Below are 13,993 nucleotides of genomic sequence, written 5' to 3'. Positions count from 1 at the left end.
CGGGCTACCGGAAGAAAGGACTTGCCATGAAGGACCTCTATTACGCGATCGTCGGCACCACGACCGACACCAATGCCGGCCTCGTGCGCTTCATGGGCGTCATACTCGCCTTCATCGTGATCGCCGGTACGGTGTTCTGGGCGATCGGTTGAGGCGGGCGGCGCCGTGGCGCAGACCGTCATCTCGGTTTCGACCCGCGGGCAGGGGCTCTACGAGTTCACCCGCGAGGTCGAGGCCTTCGTGCGCAAGGCAGGCGTGGAAACAGGCCTGCTGACCGTCTTCGTCCGCCATACGTCCTGCTCGCTGCTCATCCAGGAAAATGCCGACCCGGATGTACGGCGCGACCTCGATCAATTCTTCCGCCGCCTCGTGCCGCCTTCCGACGATCCCGCCATGGGCTGGATCGTGCATACGCTGGAAGGGCCGGACGACATGCCGGCCCATATCAAGGCGGCGCTGACGCAGGTTTCGATCGGCATTCCGGTCATGGCCGGCCGGCCGGCGCTCGGCACCTGGCAGGGCCTCTATCTCTTCGAGCATCGCGACCGGCCGCACCGGCGGGAGATCGTGCTGCATCTCGGCTCTTGACGGAACCCGTTCGCGCGATGGAACGTTTCCCTGCCGCTGGAAAGAGGAGACATCCATGGCTGACAGGGAAAGCATCAGGGATACGGTCGTCGAGGCGCTGAATGCCCGCGACTTCGCCGCGCTGGCCGGCAAGGTCGACGAGGACGTCGCCATTTCCGGCATCGGCGAGGGCAGCGACAATGGCCGCGAGGCGTTGCGGGAGCGGCTTGCCCGGCATTTCGAAGCCTTCGACGAGAGTTATGGCGATGCGCTGGCGATGAGCGACGCCTCCGGCAACACGATCGCCATCCGCCTGACGGCCCGCGGCAAGGCCGCCGGCGGGGCTGCCTATTCGAAGGAAAAGATCCTGCTCCTGGAACTGGAGGAGGGGCTCATCACGCGCTTTGCGCTCTTTTCCCCCGCGGGAAGTTGAACGCAGGCTGAACGACGAATTCGGTCTGCGTTCAGATCAGCCGCCATATGGTTTCCCCAATCGCCGGACAGAACAATCCGGTCGGAACGAACAGGAGATCCTTCCATGACGACCATTCTCAAAAAGACGCTTCTTGCCGCGGTCCTTGGCCTCGGCGCGCTGACCGCCTCCGTTCCGGCCGCCTCCGCTGCGGGCCTGAGCGTCACGGTCGAGCCGGCCGGCTACCGCAACGGCTTCCTGCAGGTCCAGGACTATGACGGCGGCTGGGATCGCGAGGACTATCGCCGTGATCGCGGCGATCGCTGGGATCGCGACCGCCGCCCTGACCGCCGCCATGGCGACTGGGGTCGCCGCGGCCGTTGCTCGCCGGAGCTGGCGATTGCCAAGGCGCGTGATTTCGGCCTGCGCCGTGCCCGCATCGTCGACATGTCACCGCGCCGTGTCGTGGTAGAAGGCTTCCGCCGCGGCGACTATCGCCGCATCATCTTCGCGAACGAGCGTGGCTGCCCGGCCATGTAACGCCAAGGAGCAGGCGGGCGACCGCTCGCAGGCTCGCGACGGAAACCGTCCATCTCGTCACCCCCGGCCGATGGACGGCTACCCTCCCGGTTCCGCCGGGAGGGTTTTTGCGTTGGCGTGCCGTGCCGGGGCCAAGGCTTGCCGCCGCAAATGAAAAAGGGCCGGTTTCCCGGCCCTTTCGCTTGTCTGCGTCCCGCCCGGCTTACTTGCCGAGCGCGAAGGTCACGTTGACCACGACGGAATAGCTGTTCTCGCCGGTCGCCATCGGCACGGAGCCGGCATAGTCCTTGGCGACGGCGCGCATCATCGGCATGGGCTCGGCGCGGTAGCTCGTTTCCGAGATTTCCAGTACGCGGCCGAGGTCGACGCCGGCGGCGGCCGTCAGTTCCTTCGCCTTGGCGATGGCGTTTTCGACGGCCTTCTTGCGCGCGGCGCTGACGGCGGTGTCGGGCTTGTCGTTGGTGAAGCGGATGCCGCCGCCCTGGTTGGCGCCGAGCGTCACCGCCTTGTCGAGGATCTCGCCGAGCTTGGAGAGGTCGCGCACGCGCAGGGTCAGCGTGTTGGTGACCTGGAAGCCGGTCAGGACCGGCGGCGGGTTCTCGCCCGTGGAGCTCTGCGTGTACTGGTATTGCGGGTTGATCGCAAAGCCCGAGGTCTGCAGGTCGCGCTCCTCGATGCCGGCTTCCTTCAGCGCGGCGAGGATTTCGGCCATGGCCTTGTTGTTGGCGTCGAGCGCCTCGCGGGCGGTCTTGGCATCCTTGACGACGCCAAGATCGATCAGCGCCATGTCGGGAGCCATTTCGGACGAACCCTCGCCGGTGACGACGATGGTCGATTCGCGCGGTTTCGCGGCTTCCTCGGCCCGTGCGGCGGCCGGAACGGCAGCGGCCAGAGCGAGTGAGAGGGCGACGAGGCTGGCGCCGGTGCGGCGGCCCAAGCTTCCGTGGAACATGTTGGAATGTCTCCTGATGGTTGTGTCCCTTGCCGCGTTCTTCGCCCGTGATTGTGTAGAGAATACGGCAGCGCTTGTGAGAATGGCCGATTTCGTCTAGACGCTTTCCCACCGTCGGCTGCCATTGACCGACGGCCCCGGCCATCCGGCCGGAACGGGCCTGTAGCTCAATGGTTAGAGCCGGCGGCTCATAACCGCTTGGTTGGGGGTTCGAGTCCCTCCGGGCCCACCATTTCTGTCTTCGGACGTTGTTTTTCCATCTTTTTTTCCTCGATTTGTCTCACCGGAATTCCGGCTCGATGAAAGTGGGACATTTTTGCGGGCCACATAGGTTTTGCGGCGCTCGAAGCCGGCATCAATGATGCGCTTGGATTGGGCGGCTTTCGTGTAGTGCTGCGCCATCTTGGAATCAGACCAGCCGAAGATCGCCATCAACTGATGTTCGGTTGCGCCAGCCTCGGCGAGGATGGTCGCGGACGCCTTTCTGAGGCCATGTGAGGAGCATTCCGGCAAATCGGCCTCATTGCACCACTGGCGCATCTTGTTGCCGAAGCCGTTCCCGCTGAACGCCTTGCCGTATTCGGTGACAAGGAAGGTCGGCTGATCATGCGCAATCGCGTCCAGTGCCTCGCGTAGCTCGTCTGTGACGGGCAGGCTGAGCGACTGTGCATATTTGCCGGAACCCTTCTCCGGCATGAATTCGATGCGGTCAGCGACCAGGTTCCGCCAGCCGAGCTTGACCAGGTCCGATCGTCTGACGCCCAAATTCAACATCAGTTCCATTGCAAGCCGGGCCATGGAGCCGAGCGGATAGGCGGCGTGGTAGCGCGCCAACTCCGCTTCGCTCCAGGTGTGGAAACCGGGAGACTTGTGAATTTTGGTCACGCCATTCGCGGGATTGAAGGTCGCCAGCTCGGCGCTGATGGCCCAATTGAAGAGTGCCTTCAGATACTTCACCAGCTTGTCGGCCGCGCCCGGCGTGCCGCTGCGCTTCATCTGACTGGCTTCGATGTCGGATTTGCGAATCTTTTTGAAGGGCAGCTCACCCACATTGCTGCAATAACGATTGAGAACGCTCTTCTTGTCTTTCTGCGTGGCCGGAGACTGGCTTTGAAATGCCTTGGAACGATAATAGGTCTCGACTAGCCAGCGAACCGAGCCAGGCTCCAGTCTTGAAATCGGGACCGTCTTTTCACCACGGTCGCCAGCAAGCACGCGGTGATATTCCTCGGTAAACGCCTGGGTGACGCTGCCCGCCTCGTCCAGATAGGAGGACGTCATACGATATTTCGGCATGCCTGGCAGGCGGAGATAGAACCGCTCGTTGCCGTGCCGATCGACATCGCGTGAGCAATGTTTGAAGGGGACGTGCTGATTACCCGACCGCGTAATCAAACGGGTTTTCGCCATCTTCGTCGTCTCCGCTCAAGCCCTATTCTTTGATGTCGTATCAGGACGCCCGGATTTCCTCGGCATCCCAGCGGCGCAACGCGCCGATCTTCACGCCTCTGGGCATCAAGCCACGGCGTACCCAATCGTCAAAGGTGCCCGGCGAGACGTCCAGAAGTTCCGCAGCACGGACGCGGCTGACTGCCACCTTGTAGATGGGTCGCGGGGCCGGCGTTTCGGCTTGCTGCTTCATGTGCCGCTCCTCACGTTGTTGAGAGCGGTATTAGCAACCACCAAAGCTTTCTGCTTGGGCTCGACCATATTCGCGGCAAGGTACTCATCGACAGCATTTTCCAGCAGGAATAGGCTTCCGCCGATCCGGACATGCCGGATTTCCTGCTTCGCAATCAGGTTCCGAATGCGCGCGACCGGCCACCCGGAACGATCTGCCAATTGCTTTGGCGATAAAAGCTGAGATTGCATAACTGCTCAACTCCTTAGAGATAATTCGACACAGAACAGAACGAATCATATAATCGCGCTAGCTGCAACGGTTTTATCGCATTCGAGATATTTTGATGCAAAACGGATTTATGGAGGCGATGGGGCAAAGGCTCGGGAATATTCGGAAGGATTCCGGGCTCAAGCAAGTGCCCTTTGCCGAAGCCCTTGAGGTGTCGCAAAGCGCTTACAACACTTACGAGCGCGGAAATCGTGAGATCCCTGCAAAGATTCTCCGGCTTCTGCATGTCAAATTCAATGTGAATCCCGTGTGGATGCTCACGGGGGAAGGAAGCCCATACAATCGCGACACGGTGGATTTGTATCACCAGGTCACCGGGGCGGTTGACGCATTCATTGCAAAGGAAAACTGTCAGGTGGAACCGGACAAGCGCTTGAAGCTTGTCCGGTTCCTGATCGACTACGCCGAACAACACGGCGAATTCACTGAGGAAATTGCAGAAAAGTATCTGAGGTCAGCGATATGAGTAAATCGAGCTTCGAAGAGCAGATAATGCAAGGCGTATACGTGCTTGGGCGCCAGCGCGATCAACTGGCATCCGAAAAGCGAAAGTTAGCAAGGCAATTGCGCTATGCCCAACATTCAGCCCGGCTCACGAGCCTTTCAAAGCAATACGATTTCGGGATGGTCTTCTTCGCTGCAATGGGAGCCGTTTCGCTAATCTTGTTCGATGCAAACAGCGGCTCCGATGCTTGGTTGACGCCCGTGCTTGGCTTTTCAATGATGCTGTTCGCGTGTGGTAGTGCGCTGAGAGGCCGAAAGATGGTCAGCCGGATCAGATACTTCCATAGCCGTTTCGGTAGTTGGCAGTTTTGAAGGCAAATATTAACCCACTTTGATGGGTTGAATAAATTGAAAAGATGCATTATTTGGACCATTGAAAGGGTCAATTAATGCGTCTAACGCTCCAAACCCATTTTAATGGCGAGTGGCATCACGCCGCGACGCTAGAACTCAAGGACGGCGCGACCGGCTTCCAGGGCGCGTCCATTGTCGACTACGATCTCGACTATTTCGTCACTGTCGCATCGGCGGAGTTTGCGGCCGGAAAGGCGGTTCGTGACCATCGCGCCTTGTCGGTCCGTTACCCCGTCGATCTCGAAAATCGATACAGCCGCAGCTGGCCGCCGTTCCTCTTGGATCTCATGCCCCAGGGTCATGCAAGGCGAAAGCTTGCCGACCACCTCGGCCTTGCTGAAGGTTCGCGCACTTCGGATCTCCCGCTGCTTCTGCGATCGGCGGCGGGGGGCATAGGCAATATCCGGATCAAAGAAGCGACCGAGGCCGAAACGGAACGGCTGCGCGGTGTTGAGCGTCAAGGGGTTACAGAAGCGGAAATCCTTGAGCGCTCGGATCGGTTCATGGAGGTCGCCGACCGCTTTGGAATGCTGGCCTCCGGCTCCAGTGGCCTACAAGGCGAATGGCCGAAGGTATCGATGACGCAGGCGAATGACGGGCTCTATTATCCCGACAGCTTCGTGACCGACGATGAAGCCGTGCGCCACGTCATCGTCAAGCTGGTGCGCAGCAACGAGCCTGTGGACCGCCTTATACTCGAAGGCGAAGCCCTTTATTCGCGGATTGCTCAAGAGATCGGTCTGAATGTAAACGAACCATCGACCTATGCCGAAGGCGTCCTGATCATTCCCCGTTTCGATCGGAAAAAGAAAGAAGGCGGAACTGTCCGGCTGGGCCAAGAAAGCCTCGTATCCGCGATCGGCGTTGCCGATTTCGGCCATGTCGGCACGCATGAGGCCTATATCGACGTTCTGCGCCAATATTCGGCAGATCCCTTCTCGGACATCGTCGAATACCTGAAACGTGACATCGCCAACCTGGCGCTCGGCAATCCCGACAATCACGGCCGGAATTCCGCACTCAGCAAGCACCAGGACGGCACGATACGCCTGTCTCCGCTCTTTGATTTCGCACCAATGCGGCTGGCCAAGGAGGGGATCGTTCGCTCTACGCGATGGGCGATGATGCGTGACGGTGGCCGCGACCATCTCCCCGATTGGAAGCACATCTGCACAGAGCTGATGGCTGATCTTCCAGAACAGAAAGCGCTTGCAGCGGTGCTTTCTGATTTTGCAGAACAGTTGCGCCGGACGCCGGCCATGGCGAAAGACTTGGGGGCGTTTCCAGACATTCTGGACCGTGCGATGGGACGCTGCATCGCGATAGCAGACAGCGTTCTGGCGGCGTGCCACTGATGCCGAAGGACAGCTAAATGGCTCGATGGAAGAAACCCACGAAAGAAGAGATTCTAGAAAACCGGCGAACGCTGGCGGAGCGTGCTCGAACCGGCGACTTAAGGCTGCCTGAAGCGGTTGTTGAAATCCGTAGGGGGCTTGGTTTGACGCAGGATGAATTCGCCAAGACGCTATCGCTCACCAGGCGCCAAGTTGCTGAGATCGAAGCCGGGACGGCGAACCCAACGCTCGAAACTTTGATGAAAATTGGCCGATTGTTCGGATTTTCTGTCGGGTTTGTTCCAAAGGCCCAATGAAGACAGAATTTTCAATTTGCCGCATTGATTAAAAGTTGTGCCTTAACGAGTTTGGAATATCGATTTACTGCTGAATTTTGCCGGGGGATGGGCATTGTCATTACGCAAGGAAGCAACGGCGAGGATCAAAATCAATCGGCTGCTGGAGGCCGCCGGCTGGCGCTTCTTCGATGACAAAAACGGTCCCGCGAACGTCGTTCTTGAGCCAAACGTCAAGCTGAAGCCTGAGCACATCGAAAGTCTCGGCGCGGACTTTGAGAAAAGCGCGAAAGGATTCATCGATTTCCTGTTGCTGAATAAGGACGGCAAGCCGCTGATCGTCCTCGAAGCGAAATCGGAAGATAAAGATCCCCGTATCGGCAAGGAGCAGGCGCGCAAATATGCCCGCTCTCAAAATGCCCGCTTCGTCATCTTGAGCAACGGAAACATCCATTACCTGTGGGACCTTGAGCAGGGCAATCCGACGGTTATCACTACCTTCCCAGGGCCGGACGAGATCAAGAACCACTACGCATTCGAGCCGAATGCCGAGCGTCTCTTTGCAGAAAAGGTTGAACGCGACTTTATTGTTCTGACCCAAATGCCCGGCTACGCAAGCGAGGCGGCTTGGAAGAACGATGGGGAGCGTGCTGCCTTCGTCGAAAAGCAAAAACTCCGCTTCCTTCGCCCCTATCAGGAACGTGCCATTCAGGAAATCCAGAAGAGTGCCAAGAAGGGCGCGACACGGTTTCTTTTCGAAATGGCCACCGGAACGGGCAAGACTCTAACGTCCGCCGCTGTCATCAAGCTGTTCCTGAAAACACGAAACGCAAAGCGCGTTCTTTTTCTCGTCGATAGGCTGGAGTTGGAAACGCAGGCCGACAAGGCGTTCAAGGCTTACCTGAAGAACGACTTCACCTCGATTATTTACAAGGAGCAGCGCGACGACTGGCGCAAGGCCGATATCGTTGTGACGACGGTGCAAAGCCTGCTTTTCAACGATAAGTACCGCCGGCTGTTTTCGCCGACGGATTTCGATCTCGTTATCTCGGACGAAGCCCACCGGTCGATCGGCGGAAACGCCCGCGCCGTGTTCGAATACTTCATCGGATACAAGCTCGGTTTGACAGCCACGCCGAAGGACTATCTGAAGCAGTCCAAGAAGGCGAAATCCACCGAACGCGACCCGCGGGAGGCCGAGCGTCGTATGATGCTCGATACCTACCGCACCTTTGGTTGTGAATCGGGCGATCCCACTTTCCGCTATTCGTTGCTGGACGGCGTTCGTGAGGGCTTTCTTATCAATCCTTACGTAATCGACGCCCGAACTGGTGTCACCACCCAGCTTTTGTCGGACGAAGGCTTTACCATTGAAACGACGGCAGACGATGGCACCGAGATCAAGGAAGCCTTTGGCGGCAGGGATTTCGAGAAGCGCTTTTTCGCAGAGGCAACCAACCAGGCCTTCTGTCGAACGCTTTTGGAACATGGGATGCGGGACCCGATTTCAGGTGAGTTCGGTAAGACGATCGCTTTTGCCGTCAGCCAGAACCATGCCGCCAAGATCACGCAAATCCTGAATGAGCTGGCCGATCAGATGTGGCCTGGGCGCTATCAGTCGGATTTCGCGATGCAGGTGACCAGCGACGTGCCCGCCTCGCAGCAAATGACGATCAATTTCGCAAACAACAATCTGGGCAGTCACAGCGGCTTTATCGAAAACTACCGCACCAGTAAGGCCCGCGTCTGTGTGACCGTCGGCATGATGACGACGGGCTATGACTGCCCCGACATTCTGAACCTGGCGTTGATGCGGCCCATATTTTCACCGTCGGACTTCGTCCAGATGAAGGGGCGCGGAACGCGAAAGCACAGCTTCACAGAAGAGCTGTTTGATCCCGTGCAAAAGGCAGCGCGTGGGGATGTGCAGAAGACAGCGTTCCGCCTGTTCGACTTCTTTGCCAACTGCGAGTTTTTCGAAGAAAAATTCGAATACGATCAGGAACTGGCTCTGCCGAAACCTGCCGCCATCCAATGGTGGTGATGATGGTACGACGATTGCCTCTAAACCTGTCATCTACGAGTTTATGGAGCCCGACCAGGTAGTTTATCACGTGGAGGAACAAATTGGCTTGGACGGCATGCGGATTGACCGCGAGCTTTTCCAAAAATTCGAGGAAACGGCGCGCTCCGATCCGAAGCTTGCCGAACTGGTGGAGCAGCAGGACTGGGACGCCGCGACACGTCACGTGGTCGAAGAGCTGTTCGACAAGCCGAGCGAATATTTCAATCTGGAGAAGCTGCGCCGCGCCGCGGGTGTCGATCGGCGCATCTCAGTGCGGGAACTGGTGGAAAAGGCTTTCGGTTTCATTCCGAAGTTCAAGAGCAAGGGCGAATTGATCGACGACGAATTCCAGAAATTCCTGATCGACCAGAAGCCTGAGGAAGCCGATCGCATCCGAGAAATGCGCTACTTCTTCGAGGCCTATATTCGCGACGCCAAGGTGCGTGCATCGATCGACTCTGGCCATCTGACTGACCTATACGTAAACCCGTCCTTCTCGACCCGCGACCTGAAGGAAGTGCCCGCCCCATGGCGCAAGCGCATCCCGGAATACATCAAGGACTATGTGTCCCTGAACCCCTTTTTGTGATGAAAGCCAGAAATGCTCGATAAAGATACCAAACGCCGCATCGACACTTGCCGTGATATTCTCGTGGGTAAGGTGCCGGACCCCAAAAGCCAAGTCGAACAGATCACGGTCGCGCTCATCTACAAATTCATGGACGACATGGACCTTGAGGCCGAGGAGTTGGGCGGCGAACGCAAGTTCTTTACGCAGGACTATGAGCGTTACCGCTGGGCCAAGCTGGTGGCGCCGGGCGTTTCCGGCCAGGAGATGCTGAATATCTATTCCGAGGCACTGACGAAGATGGTGGAAAACGACCATCTGCCGGCGCTTTTCCGATCGATCTTCCGCAATGCCTATCTGCCTTATCGTGACCCCGAAACGCTGCGCTCCTTCCTTCGCGAGATCGATAGCTTCACCTATGATCACAGCGAGCGCTTGGGCGATGCCTTCGAATACCTCCTTTCCGTTCTGGGCAGCCAGGGCGACGCCGGGCAGTTCCGCACGCCGCGCCACATCATTGATTTCATGGTAGAGATCATCGACCCCAAGAAGAACGAGGTGATCCTTGATCCTGCTTGCGGAACTGCTGGCTTCCTGATCTCGGCCTACAAGCACATCCTCAAGGCCAACTCGTCCTATGTTGTAAACGGCAACGGCAAGCATGAGGAAGCTGACGCCGCCGAACAAGCACTCGAAAGCCCAATGCGTTTCCCTGGCGATCTCCTCTCACCGGAAGACCGTACGCGGCTGGCGGGTAACATCAAGGGTTATGACATATCGCCTGACATGGTACGCCTAAGCCTCGTGAACCTCTACCTCCATGGCTTCGCTGATCCGAAGGTCGAGGAATACGATACGCTCACCAGCGAGGAGAAATGGACCCAAACGGCGGACGTGATCCTGGCCAACCCGCCTTTCATGTCTCCAAAGGGCGGCATCAAGCCCCACACCCGCTTCCAGGTGCAGTCCAAACGCAGTGAGGTGCTGTTTGTCGACTACATCGCCGAGCACCTGAATCCAAACGGGCGCGCGGCGATTGTCGTGCCGGAAGGGATTATCTTCCAGAGCCAAAGCGCCTACGCAGCATTGCGGAAAATGCTGGTGGAGAACAATCTAGCGGCTGTAATTTCGCTCCCTGCTGGCGTCTTCAACCCTTATTCGGGTGTCAAGACTTCAATCCTAATCCTTGACCGGGCAGTGGCCAAGGCGAGTAAACACATCGCGTTCTTCAAGATTGAAAATGATGGCTTCCAACTGGGTGCCCAACGCAAGGCGCAGAAGGGATCTCAACTTCCCCAGGTGAAGGCTGACTTGTCGGCATGGTTGCAAGAGGCTCGAGGTGGGAAAGGTGGCGAGCTAGAGAGCATTCACGGCTTTGGGGTGGAACGAGAGGTAGTTGCCAGTGGTGGCGACTACATTCTTAGCGGCGAGCGTTACAAGTCGGAAGCTGCCGCGGAGCACGACGTTCGGCGTGCTCGGATTGTCGACATCTGTACCGTCAACCCTGCTAAACGTCTGCTTCAAGAACTGCCGCCAGAAACCGAAGTTTCATTTGTTCCTATGGCAGACCTAAACGAGTGGCGTACCGGGTTTGAAGCTAAAGAGACTAAGCAGTTCGGTGAGGTCGGAGCAAGCTACACCTACTTTGCAGATGGCGACGTTCTGCTTGCAAAGGTAACACCTTGTTTTGAGAATGGAAAAGCAGGAATCGCTCGTAATTTGCGCAATGGAATCGGATTCGGCTCCAGTGAATTCTACGTGCTTCGCCCCGGCGAAAGCGTACTCGCAGAGTGGGTCTATCGCTGCATTACGCACGAAGATTTCCGTTCCAAAGCTATTGCCCAAATGACCGGGACGGGTGGGTTGCAGCGCGTGCCTCGTGCGTTTGTCGAAGGTTTTGAAATCCCGCTCCCATCGCTTGAGGTTCAGCGCGAGATTGTGGCCGAGATTGAGGGCTATCAACGCGTTATCGAAGGTGCCCGCGCCGTTATCGACAATTACCGCCCTCATATACCTGTGGATCCGGATTGGCCGATGGTCGAACTATCAGAAATCTTTGACGCCCTCGAAGCCGGTGTGAGCGTGAACTCTGAAAACCGCACAAAAATGCCGGGTGAGCTTGGCGTTCTTAAAACTAGCGCAGTGACCTCAGGCACATTCGATCCCGAGGAGCACAAAGCTGTCCTGCTCGAGGAGGTTGATCGGGTGAGGTGCAGCCCGCGTAAAGGTTCAATCATCATCAGCCGCATGAACACTGAGGCTCTTGTCGGCGCAAGCGCGTACATTGATAACGATTATCCCGAGCTGTTTCTGCCTGATCGGTTGTGGCAAACCGTTATTTCTCGACAGGATGCCAGCGCAAAATACATTCACACCGTCATCGCGTCCGAAGAGTATCGTGCAAAGATTTCGGCAATCTGTGGCGGCACAAGTGGAAGCATGAAGAATGTAGCTAAGTCGCAGCTTCTAAAGATCGAGATCCCACTTCCTGCCTTCGATATTCAGCAAGCCATTGCTGCTGACATCGAGGCAGAACAAGCCATCGTCAGAGCTAACCGTGAGCTGATCACGCGCTTCGAGAGAAAGATCGACGCCGCCATCGGCCGAGTTTGGGGTAAGGCGAAAGACGGGGAGGCTGCCTGATGGAGGAAGCGCTAGAACTGAGCACCTACCTCCCGCAATCCTTCGCCAATAACCGCGAGCAGGCTTATCTCGATTTTCTTTGGTCGGCATTCCAGACAAACTATGAGGCAGACCGATTTGAGTTTGCAAGTCTCGCCTTCCACCTTCTTTATATGAGCTTCGTTAGCTTCTCGATTTGGCAGATCAGGCTGGCAATGCCTGACCAGTTTCGAATGGCGATGGTTGGTTTCCGTTCGGACGAGGAAGGCAGCCTGATGGATTGCGAAAGCCCGTTCAAGTTTTACGACCGCCTGAAGGAAAGCCAGATTTTCCGATTTCTAAAGCTCATCGGCTGTACAAATCATCAGGTTGGAGAGTTTGCGAAATTCGTGAAACGCCGCAATAAGATTGCCCATCCGACTGGAACGGTCTTCTTCAATGACCGCGCCGCGATTGACGCGGAAATCGCTGACATGATGAAGGAAGTTCGCAATATTGAAACGCATATGGAGCCGGTTATCGTCGAGCTCTATCGGCGGTTTCTGATTGCGAGCGCGGACATGGAAGAGCGTCAGTACACCGACCCGGCGGACGAGATCGCGGCCAACCTAATTCACGCGAATTACATGTCTGCCGCTGACCTCGACATCTGTGCGGGCTTCGACATTTCTGCTTTGGCTGCAGAGGCACACCACGACGAAATGCAGGCCTTGCACGCCAAGCTGGTTGAACTCTATCCACCGGAAGAGATGGAAGAAGCCGCATGAGCTCGCTTTACTCGATCGTTGACGGCAAACTCAAAGCAGCCACGCGCCGCGCTTTGATGAAGGAAAGCCTTATCGAGGACTGGGTGGCGGCCGATCCATCGTTGCTCGGGCTGGACGCTCTGATCATCGGCCGACAGGTGCCGACAGACCACGGCAAATTCATCGACCTCCTGGCACTAGATGCTTCAGCCGCGCTGATCATCATCGAGTTGAAGAAAGACCGCACGCCGCGCGAGATCGTGGCGCAGGTGCTTGATTACGCCTCCTGGGTGCGCACGCTGACGACACCGCAGATTTATGAGCGTGCGGAAAAATATCTCCAGACACGCCTGGTGACCGCCTTCCGTGAAAAATTCGGCGAAGCAATTCCAGAGCAGCTTAACGGCAGCCACTCTATGCTGATCGTGGCAAGTGAACTCGATCCGGCATCGCGGCGGATCGTCGAATATCTGTCGGAAGAGCATGGCGTCGCCATTAACACTGTCTTTTTCAACGTGTTCGAAGCCAATGGCCAGGAATGGCTAACAACCGATTTCCTTCTCGATCAGGAAGAGGTGGAAGAGCGTTCCGAGCGCAAGGTTCGCCCGCCGTGGTCCGGTTATTACTTCGTCAATGCCGGTCTGGGCGAGCACCGCTCCTGGACGGACATGAAGCGATACGGCTTCGTGAGTGCCGGTGGCGGCGAATTCTACACCAAGCGCCTGGAGCAGCTTGCCATCGGCGACGAGATATTCGTTTTCGACAAGGGTAAGGGCTATATCGGTTACGGCACGGTGACGAGCGAAGCACAGCGTGCCTCTGACTTTATTACACCGGATGGCCCGCTCTTCGAGCAACCCCTTGCCGAACCCCGAATGAAGCGGATCGGCGAACCCGCTGACCGCGCGGAATATGTCGTTGGCGTCGAATGGCGCAAAACGGTGGAGCCGTCCCAAGCCAAATGGTTTAAAGGCGCCTTTGCCAACCAGAATATCGTCTGCAAGCTGCGCGATCAGGCGACTGTGGATTTTCTTATCGCGGAATTTAAAGTGGACAGCTAAAGTGAAGCAGAATGCAATGGCGATCGATCAGAGTCAGCAATCCGGTGGATTTTTTCAGGA

General features: G+C 57.3%; 17 protein-coding genes, 1 tRNA gene and 1 pseudogene. 15 read left to right on the top strand and 4 right to left on the bottom strand.

What is annotated here, in order from left to right:
- Positions 1-26 precede the first annotated feature (26 nt).
- The 4 genes from ShzoTeo12_RS10035 (at position 27) to ShzoTeo12_RS10020 (ending at position 1,519) form a co-directional block, all read left to right on the top strand.
- Positions 27-152 (top strand): hypothetical protein, encoded by a 126-nt coding sequence (locus ShzoTeo12_RS10035; protein WP_281048102.1) that lies wholly within the window; start codon positions 27-29, stop codon positions 150-152.
- 13 nt (positions 153-165) lie between these two features.
- Positions 166-588 (top strand): secondary thiamine-phosphate synthase enzyme YjbQ, encoded by a 423-nt coding sequence (locus tag ShzoTeo12_RS10030; protein WP_119257078.1) that lies wholly within the window; start codon positions 166-168, stop codon positions 586-588.
- A 55-nt stretch (positions 589-643) separates the two neighbouring features.
- Complete coding sequence (locus ShzoTeo12_RS10025) at positions 644-1,000, top strand: nuclear transport factor 2 family protein (RefSeq protein ID WP_318909529.1); 357 nt, start codon at positions 644-646, stop codon at positions 998-1,000.
- A 105-nt stretch (positions 1,001-1,105) separates the two neighbouring features.
- On the top strand, positions 1,106-1,519 hold the full coding sequence (locus ShzoTeo12_RS10020; RefSeq protein ID WP_119257080.1) for a hypothetical protein: 414 nt from the start codon (positions 1,106-1,108) through the stop codon (positions 1,517-1,519).
- A gap of 202 nt (positions 1,520-1,721) precedes the next feature.
- Here ShzoTeo12_RS10020 and ShzoTeo12_RS10015 read toward each other — a convergent pair whose 3' ends face one another.
- On the bottom strand, positions 1,722-2,471 hold the full coding sequence (locus ShzoTeo12_RS10015; protein ID WP_119257081.1) for an SIMPL domain-containing protein: 750 nt from the start codon (positions 2,469-2,471) through the stop codon (positions 1,722-1,724).
- 156 nt (positions 2,472-2,627) lie between these two features.
- Here ShzoTeo12_RS10015 and ShzoTeo12_RS10010 point away from each other — a divergent pair.
- A tRNA-Ile gene (locus tag ShzoTeo12_RS10010) sits at positions 2,628-2,703 on the top strand.
- 200 nt (positions 2,704-2,903) lie between these two features.
- Here ShzoTeo12_RS10010 and ShzoTeo12_RS28240 read toward each other — a convergent pair.
- A pseudogene (locus tag ShzoTeo12_RS28240) lies at positions 2,904-3,245 on the bottom strand (tyrosine-type recombinase/integrase); the annotation flags it as partial.
- Positions 3,246-3,290: 45 nt separating this feature from the next.
- On the opposite strand from ShzoTeo12_RS28240, the gene ShzoTeo12_RS10005 reads away from it, so the two are divergent.
- Entirely contained in the window at positions 3,291-3,617 is a 327-nt protein-coding gene (locus tag ShzoTeo12_RS10005; protein ID WP_318909526.1) for a hypothetical protein, read from the top strand.
- Between the two features lie 304 nt (positions 3,618-3,921).
- On the opposite strand, the gene ShzoTeo12_RS10000 is transcribed toward ShzoTeo12_RS10005, so the two are convergent.
- Positions 3,922-4,113 carry a DNA-binding protein gene (locus tag ShzoTeo12_RS10000; RefSeq protein WP_318909524.1) on the bottom strand — a complete coding sequence of 64 codons (192 nt, stop codon included), beginning with the start codon at positions 4,111-4,113 and terminating at the stop codon, positions 3,922-3,924.
- Entirely contained in the window at positions 4,110-4,343 is a 234-nt protein-coding gene (locus ShzoTeo12_RS09995; protein ID WP_318909522.1) for a helix-turn-helix domain-containing protein, read from the bottom strand. Before ShzoTeo12_RS09995 ends, ShzoTeo12_RS10000 begins: the two co-directional genes overlap by 4 nt.
- A 95-nt stretch (positions 4,344-4,438) precedes the next feature.
- On the opposite strand from ShzoTeo12_RS09995, the gene ShzoTeo12_RS09990 reads away from it, so the two are divergent.
- The 9 genes from ShzoTeo12_RS09990 (at position 4,439) to ShzoTeo12_RS09950 (ending at position 13,933) form a co-directional block, all read left to right on the top strand.
- Complete coding sequence (locus ShzoTeo12_RS09990) at positions 4,439-4,849, top strand: helix-turn-helix transcriptional regulator (protein ID WP_318909520.1); 411 nt, start codon at positions 4,439-4,441, stop codon at positions 4,847-4,849.
- Complete coding sequence (locus ShzoTeo12_RS09985) at positions 4,846-5,199, top strand: hypothetical protein (protein WP_318909518.1); 354 nt, start codon at positions 4,846-4,848, stop codon at positions 5,197-5,199. The genes ShzoTeo12_RS09990 and ShzoTeo12_RS09985 overlap by 4 nt, the downstream gene beginning before the upstream one ends.
- A gap of 77 nt (positions 5,200-5,276) precedes the next feature.
- Positions 5,277-6,596 (top strand): type II toxin-antitoxin system HipA family toxin, encoded by a 1,320-nt coding sequence (locus tag ShzoTeo12_RS09980; RefSeq protein WP_318909516.1) that lies wholly within the window; start codon positions 5,277-5,279, stop codon positions 6,594-6,596.
- A gap of 17 nt (positions 6,597-6,613) precedes the next feature.
- Positions 6,614-6,892, top strand: a complete 279-nt coding sequence (locus ShzoTeo12_RS09975) for a helix-turn-helix transcriptional regulator (RefSeq protein WP_318909514.1) — start codon at positions 6,614-6,616, stop codon at positions 6,890-6,892.
- Positions 6,893-6,986: 94 nt separating this feature from the next.
- Positions 6,987-8,915: a DEAD/DEAH box helicase family protein gene (locus tag ShzoTeo12_RS09970; protein ID WP_318909513.1), complete on the top strand. Its 1,929-nt coding sequence runs from the start codon at positions 6,987-6,989 to the stop codon at positions 8,913-8,915.
- 88 nt (positions 8,916-9,003) lie between these two features.
- Positions 9,004-9,525: a hypothetical protein gene (locus ShzoTeo12_RS09965; RefSeq protein ID WP_318909512.1), complete on the top strand. Its 522-nt coding sequence runs from the start codon at positions 9,004-9,006 to the stop codon at positions 9,523-9,525.
- 12 nt (positions 9,526-9,537) lie between these two features.
- Positions 9,538-12,147 carry an N-6 DNA methylase gene (locus tag ShzoTeo12_RS09960; RefSeq protein ID WP_318909510.1) on the top strand — a complete coding sequence of 870 codons (2,610 nt, stop codon included), beginning with the start codon at positions 9,538-9,540 and terminating at the stop codon, positions 12,145-12,147.
- Entirely contained in the window at positions 12,147-12,893 is a 747-nt protein-coding gene (locus ShzoTeo12_RS09955; protein ID WP_318909509.1) for a hypothetical protein, read from the top strand. The genes ShzoTeo12_RS09960 and ShzoTeo12_RS09955 overlap by 1 nt, the downstream gene beginning before the upstream one ends.
- The gene (locus ShzoTeo12_RS09950) at positions 12,890-13,933 is read left to right on the top strand and encodes a hypothetical protein (RefSeq protein ID WP_318909507.1); all 1,044 of its coding nucleotides are present in this window, start codon (positions 12,890-12,892) and stop codon (positions 13,931-13,933) included. The genes ShzoTeo12_RS09955 and ShzoTeo12_RS09950 overlap by 4 nt, the downstream gene beginning before the upstream one ends.
- Positions 13,934-13,993: the final 60 nt, after the last annotated feature.

Source organism: Shinella zoogloeoides (genome assembly GCF_033705735.1).
Taxonomy (GTDB): Bacteria; Pseudomonadota; Alphaproteobacteria; order Rhizobiales; family Rhizobiaceae; genus Shinella; species Shinella zoogloeoides_A.
This window is presented reverse-complemented; position numbering and strand designations above follow the sequence as displayed.

Excerpts from the sequence above, each read along its gene's own strand:
- ShzoTeo12_RS09995 (WP_318909522.1), bottom strand. The coding sequence starts at position 4,343 with ATGCAATCTCAGCTTTTATCGCCAAAGCAATTGGCAGATCGTTCCGGG.
- ShzoTeo12_RS10035 (WP_281048102.1), top strand. The coding sequence starts at position 27 with ATGAAGGACCTCTATTACGCGATCGTCGGCACCACGACCGACACCAAT.
- ShzoTeo12_RS10000 (WP_318909524.1), bottom strand. The coding sequence starts at position 4,113 with ATGAAGCAGCAAGCCGAAACGCCGGCCCCGCGACCCATCTACAAGGTG.
- ShzoTeo12_RS09955 (WP_318909509.1), top strand. The coding sequence starts at position 12,147 with ATGGAGGAAGCGCTAGAACTGAGCACCTACCTCCCGCAATCCTTCGCC.
- ShzoTeo12_RS09980 (WP_318909516.1), top strand. The coding sequence starts at position 5,277 with ATGCGTCTAACGCTCCAAACCCATTTTAATGGCGAGTGGCATCACGCC.
- ShzoTeo12_RS09960 (WP_318909510.1), top strand. The coding sequence starts at position 9,538 with ATGCTCGATAAAGATACCAAACGCCGCATCGACACTTGCCGTGATATT.
- ShzoTeo12_RS09990 (WP_318909520.1), top strand. The coding sequence starts at position 4,439 with ATGCAAAACGGATTTATGGAGGCGATGGGGCAAAGGCTCGGGAATATT.
- ShzoTeo12_RS09975 (WP_318909514.1), top strand. The coding sequence starts at position 6,614 with ATGGCTCGATGGAAGAAACCCACGAAAGAAGAGATTCTAGAAAACCGG.
- ShzoTeo12_RS10015 (WP_119257081.1), bottom strand. The coding sequence starts at position 2,471 with ATGTTCCACGGAAGCTTGGGCCGCCGCACCGGCGCCAGCCTCGTCGCC.
- ShzoTeo12_RS10020 (WP_119257080.1), top strand. The coding sequence starts at position 1,106 with ATGACGACCATTCTCAAAAAGACGCTTCTTGCCGCGGTCCTTGGCCTC.
- ShzoTeo12_RS09985 (WP_318909518.1), top strand. The coding sequence starts at position 4,846 with ATGAGTAAATCGAGCTTCGAAGAGCAGATAATGCAAGGCGTATACGTG.
- ShzoTeo12_RS10025 (WP_318909529.1), top strand. The coding sequence starts at position 644 with ATGGCTGACAGGGAAAGCATCAGGGATACGGTCGTCGAGGCGCTGAAT.
- ShzoTeo12_RS09950 (WP_318909507.1), top strand. The coding sequence starts at position 12,890 with ATGAGCTCGCTTTACTCGATCGTTGACGGCAAACTCAAAGCAGCCACG.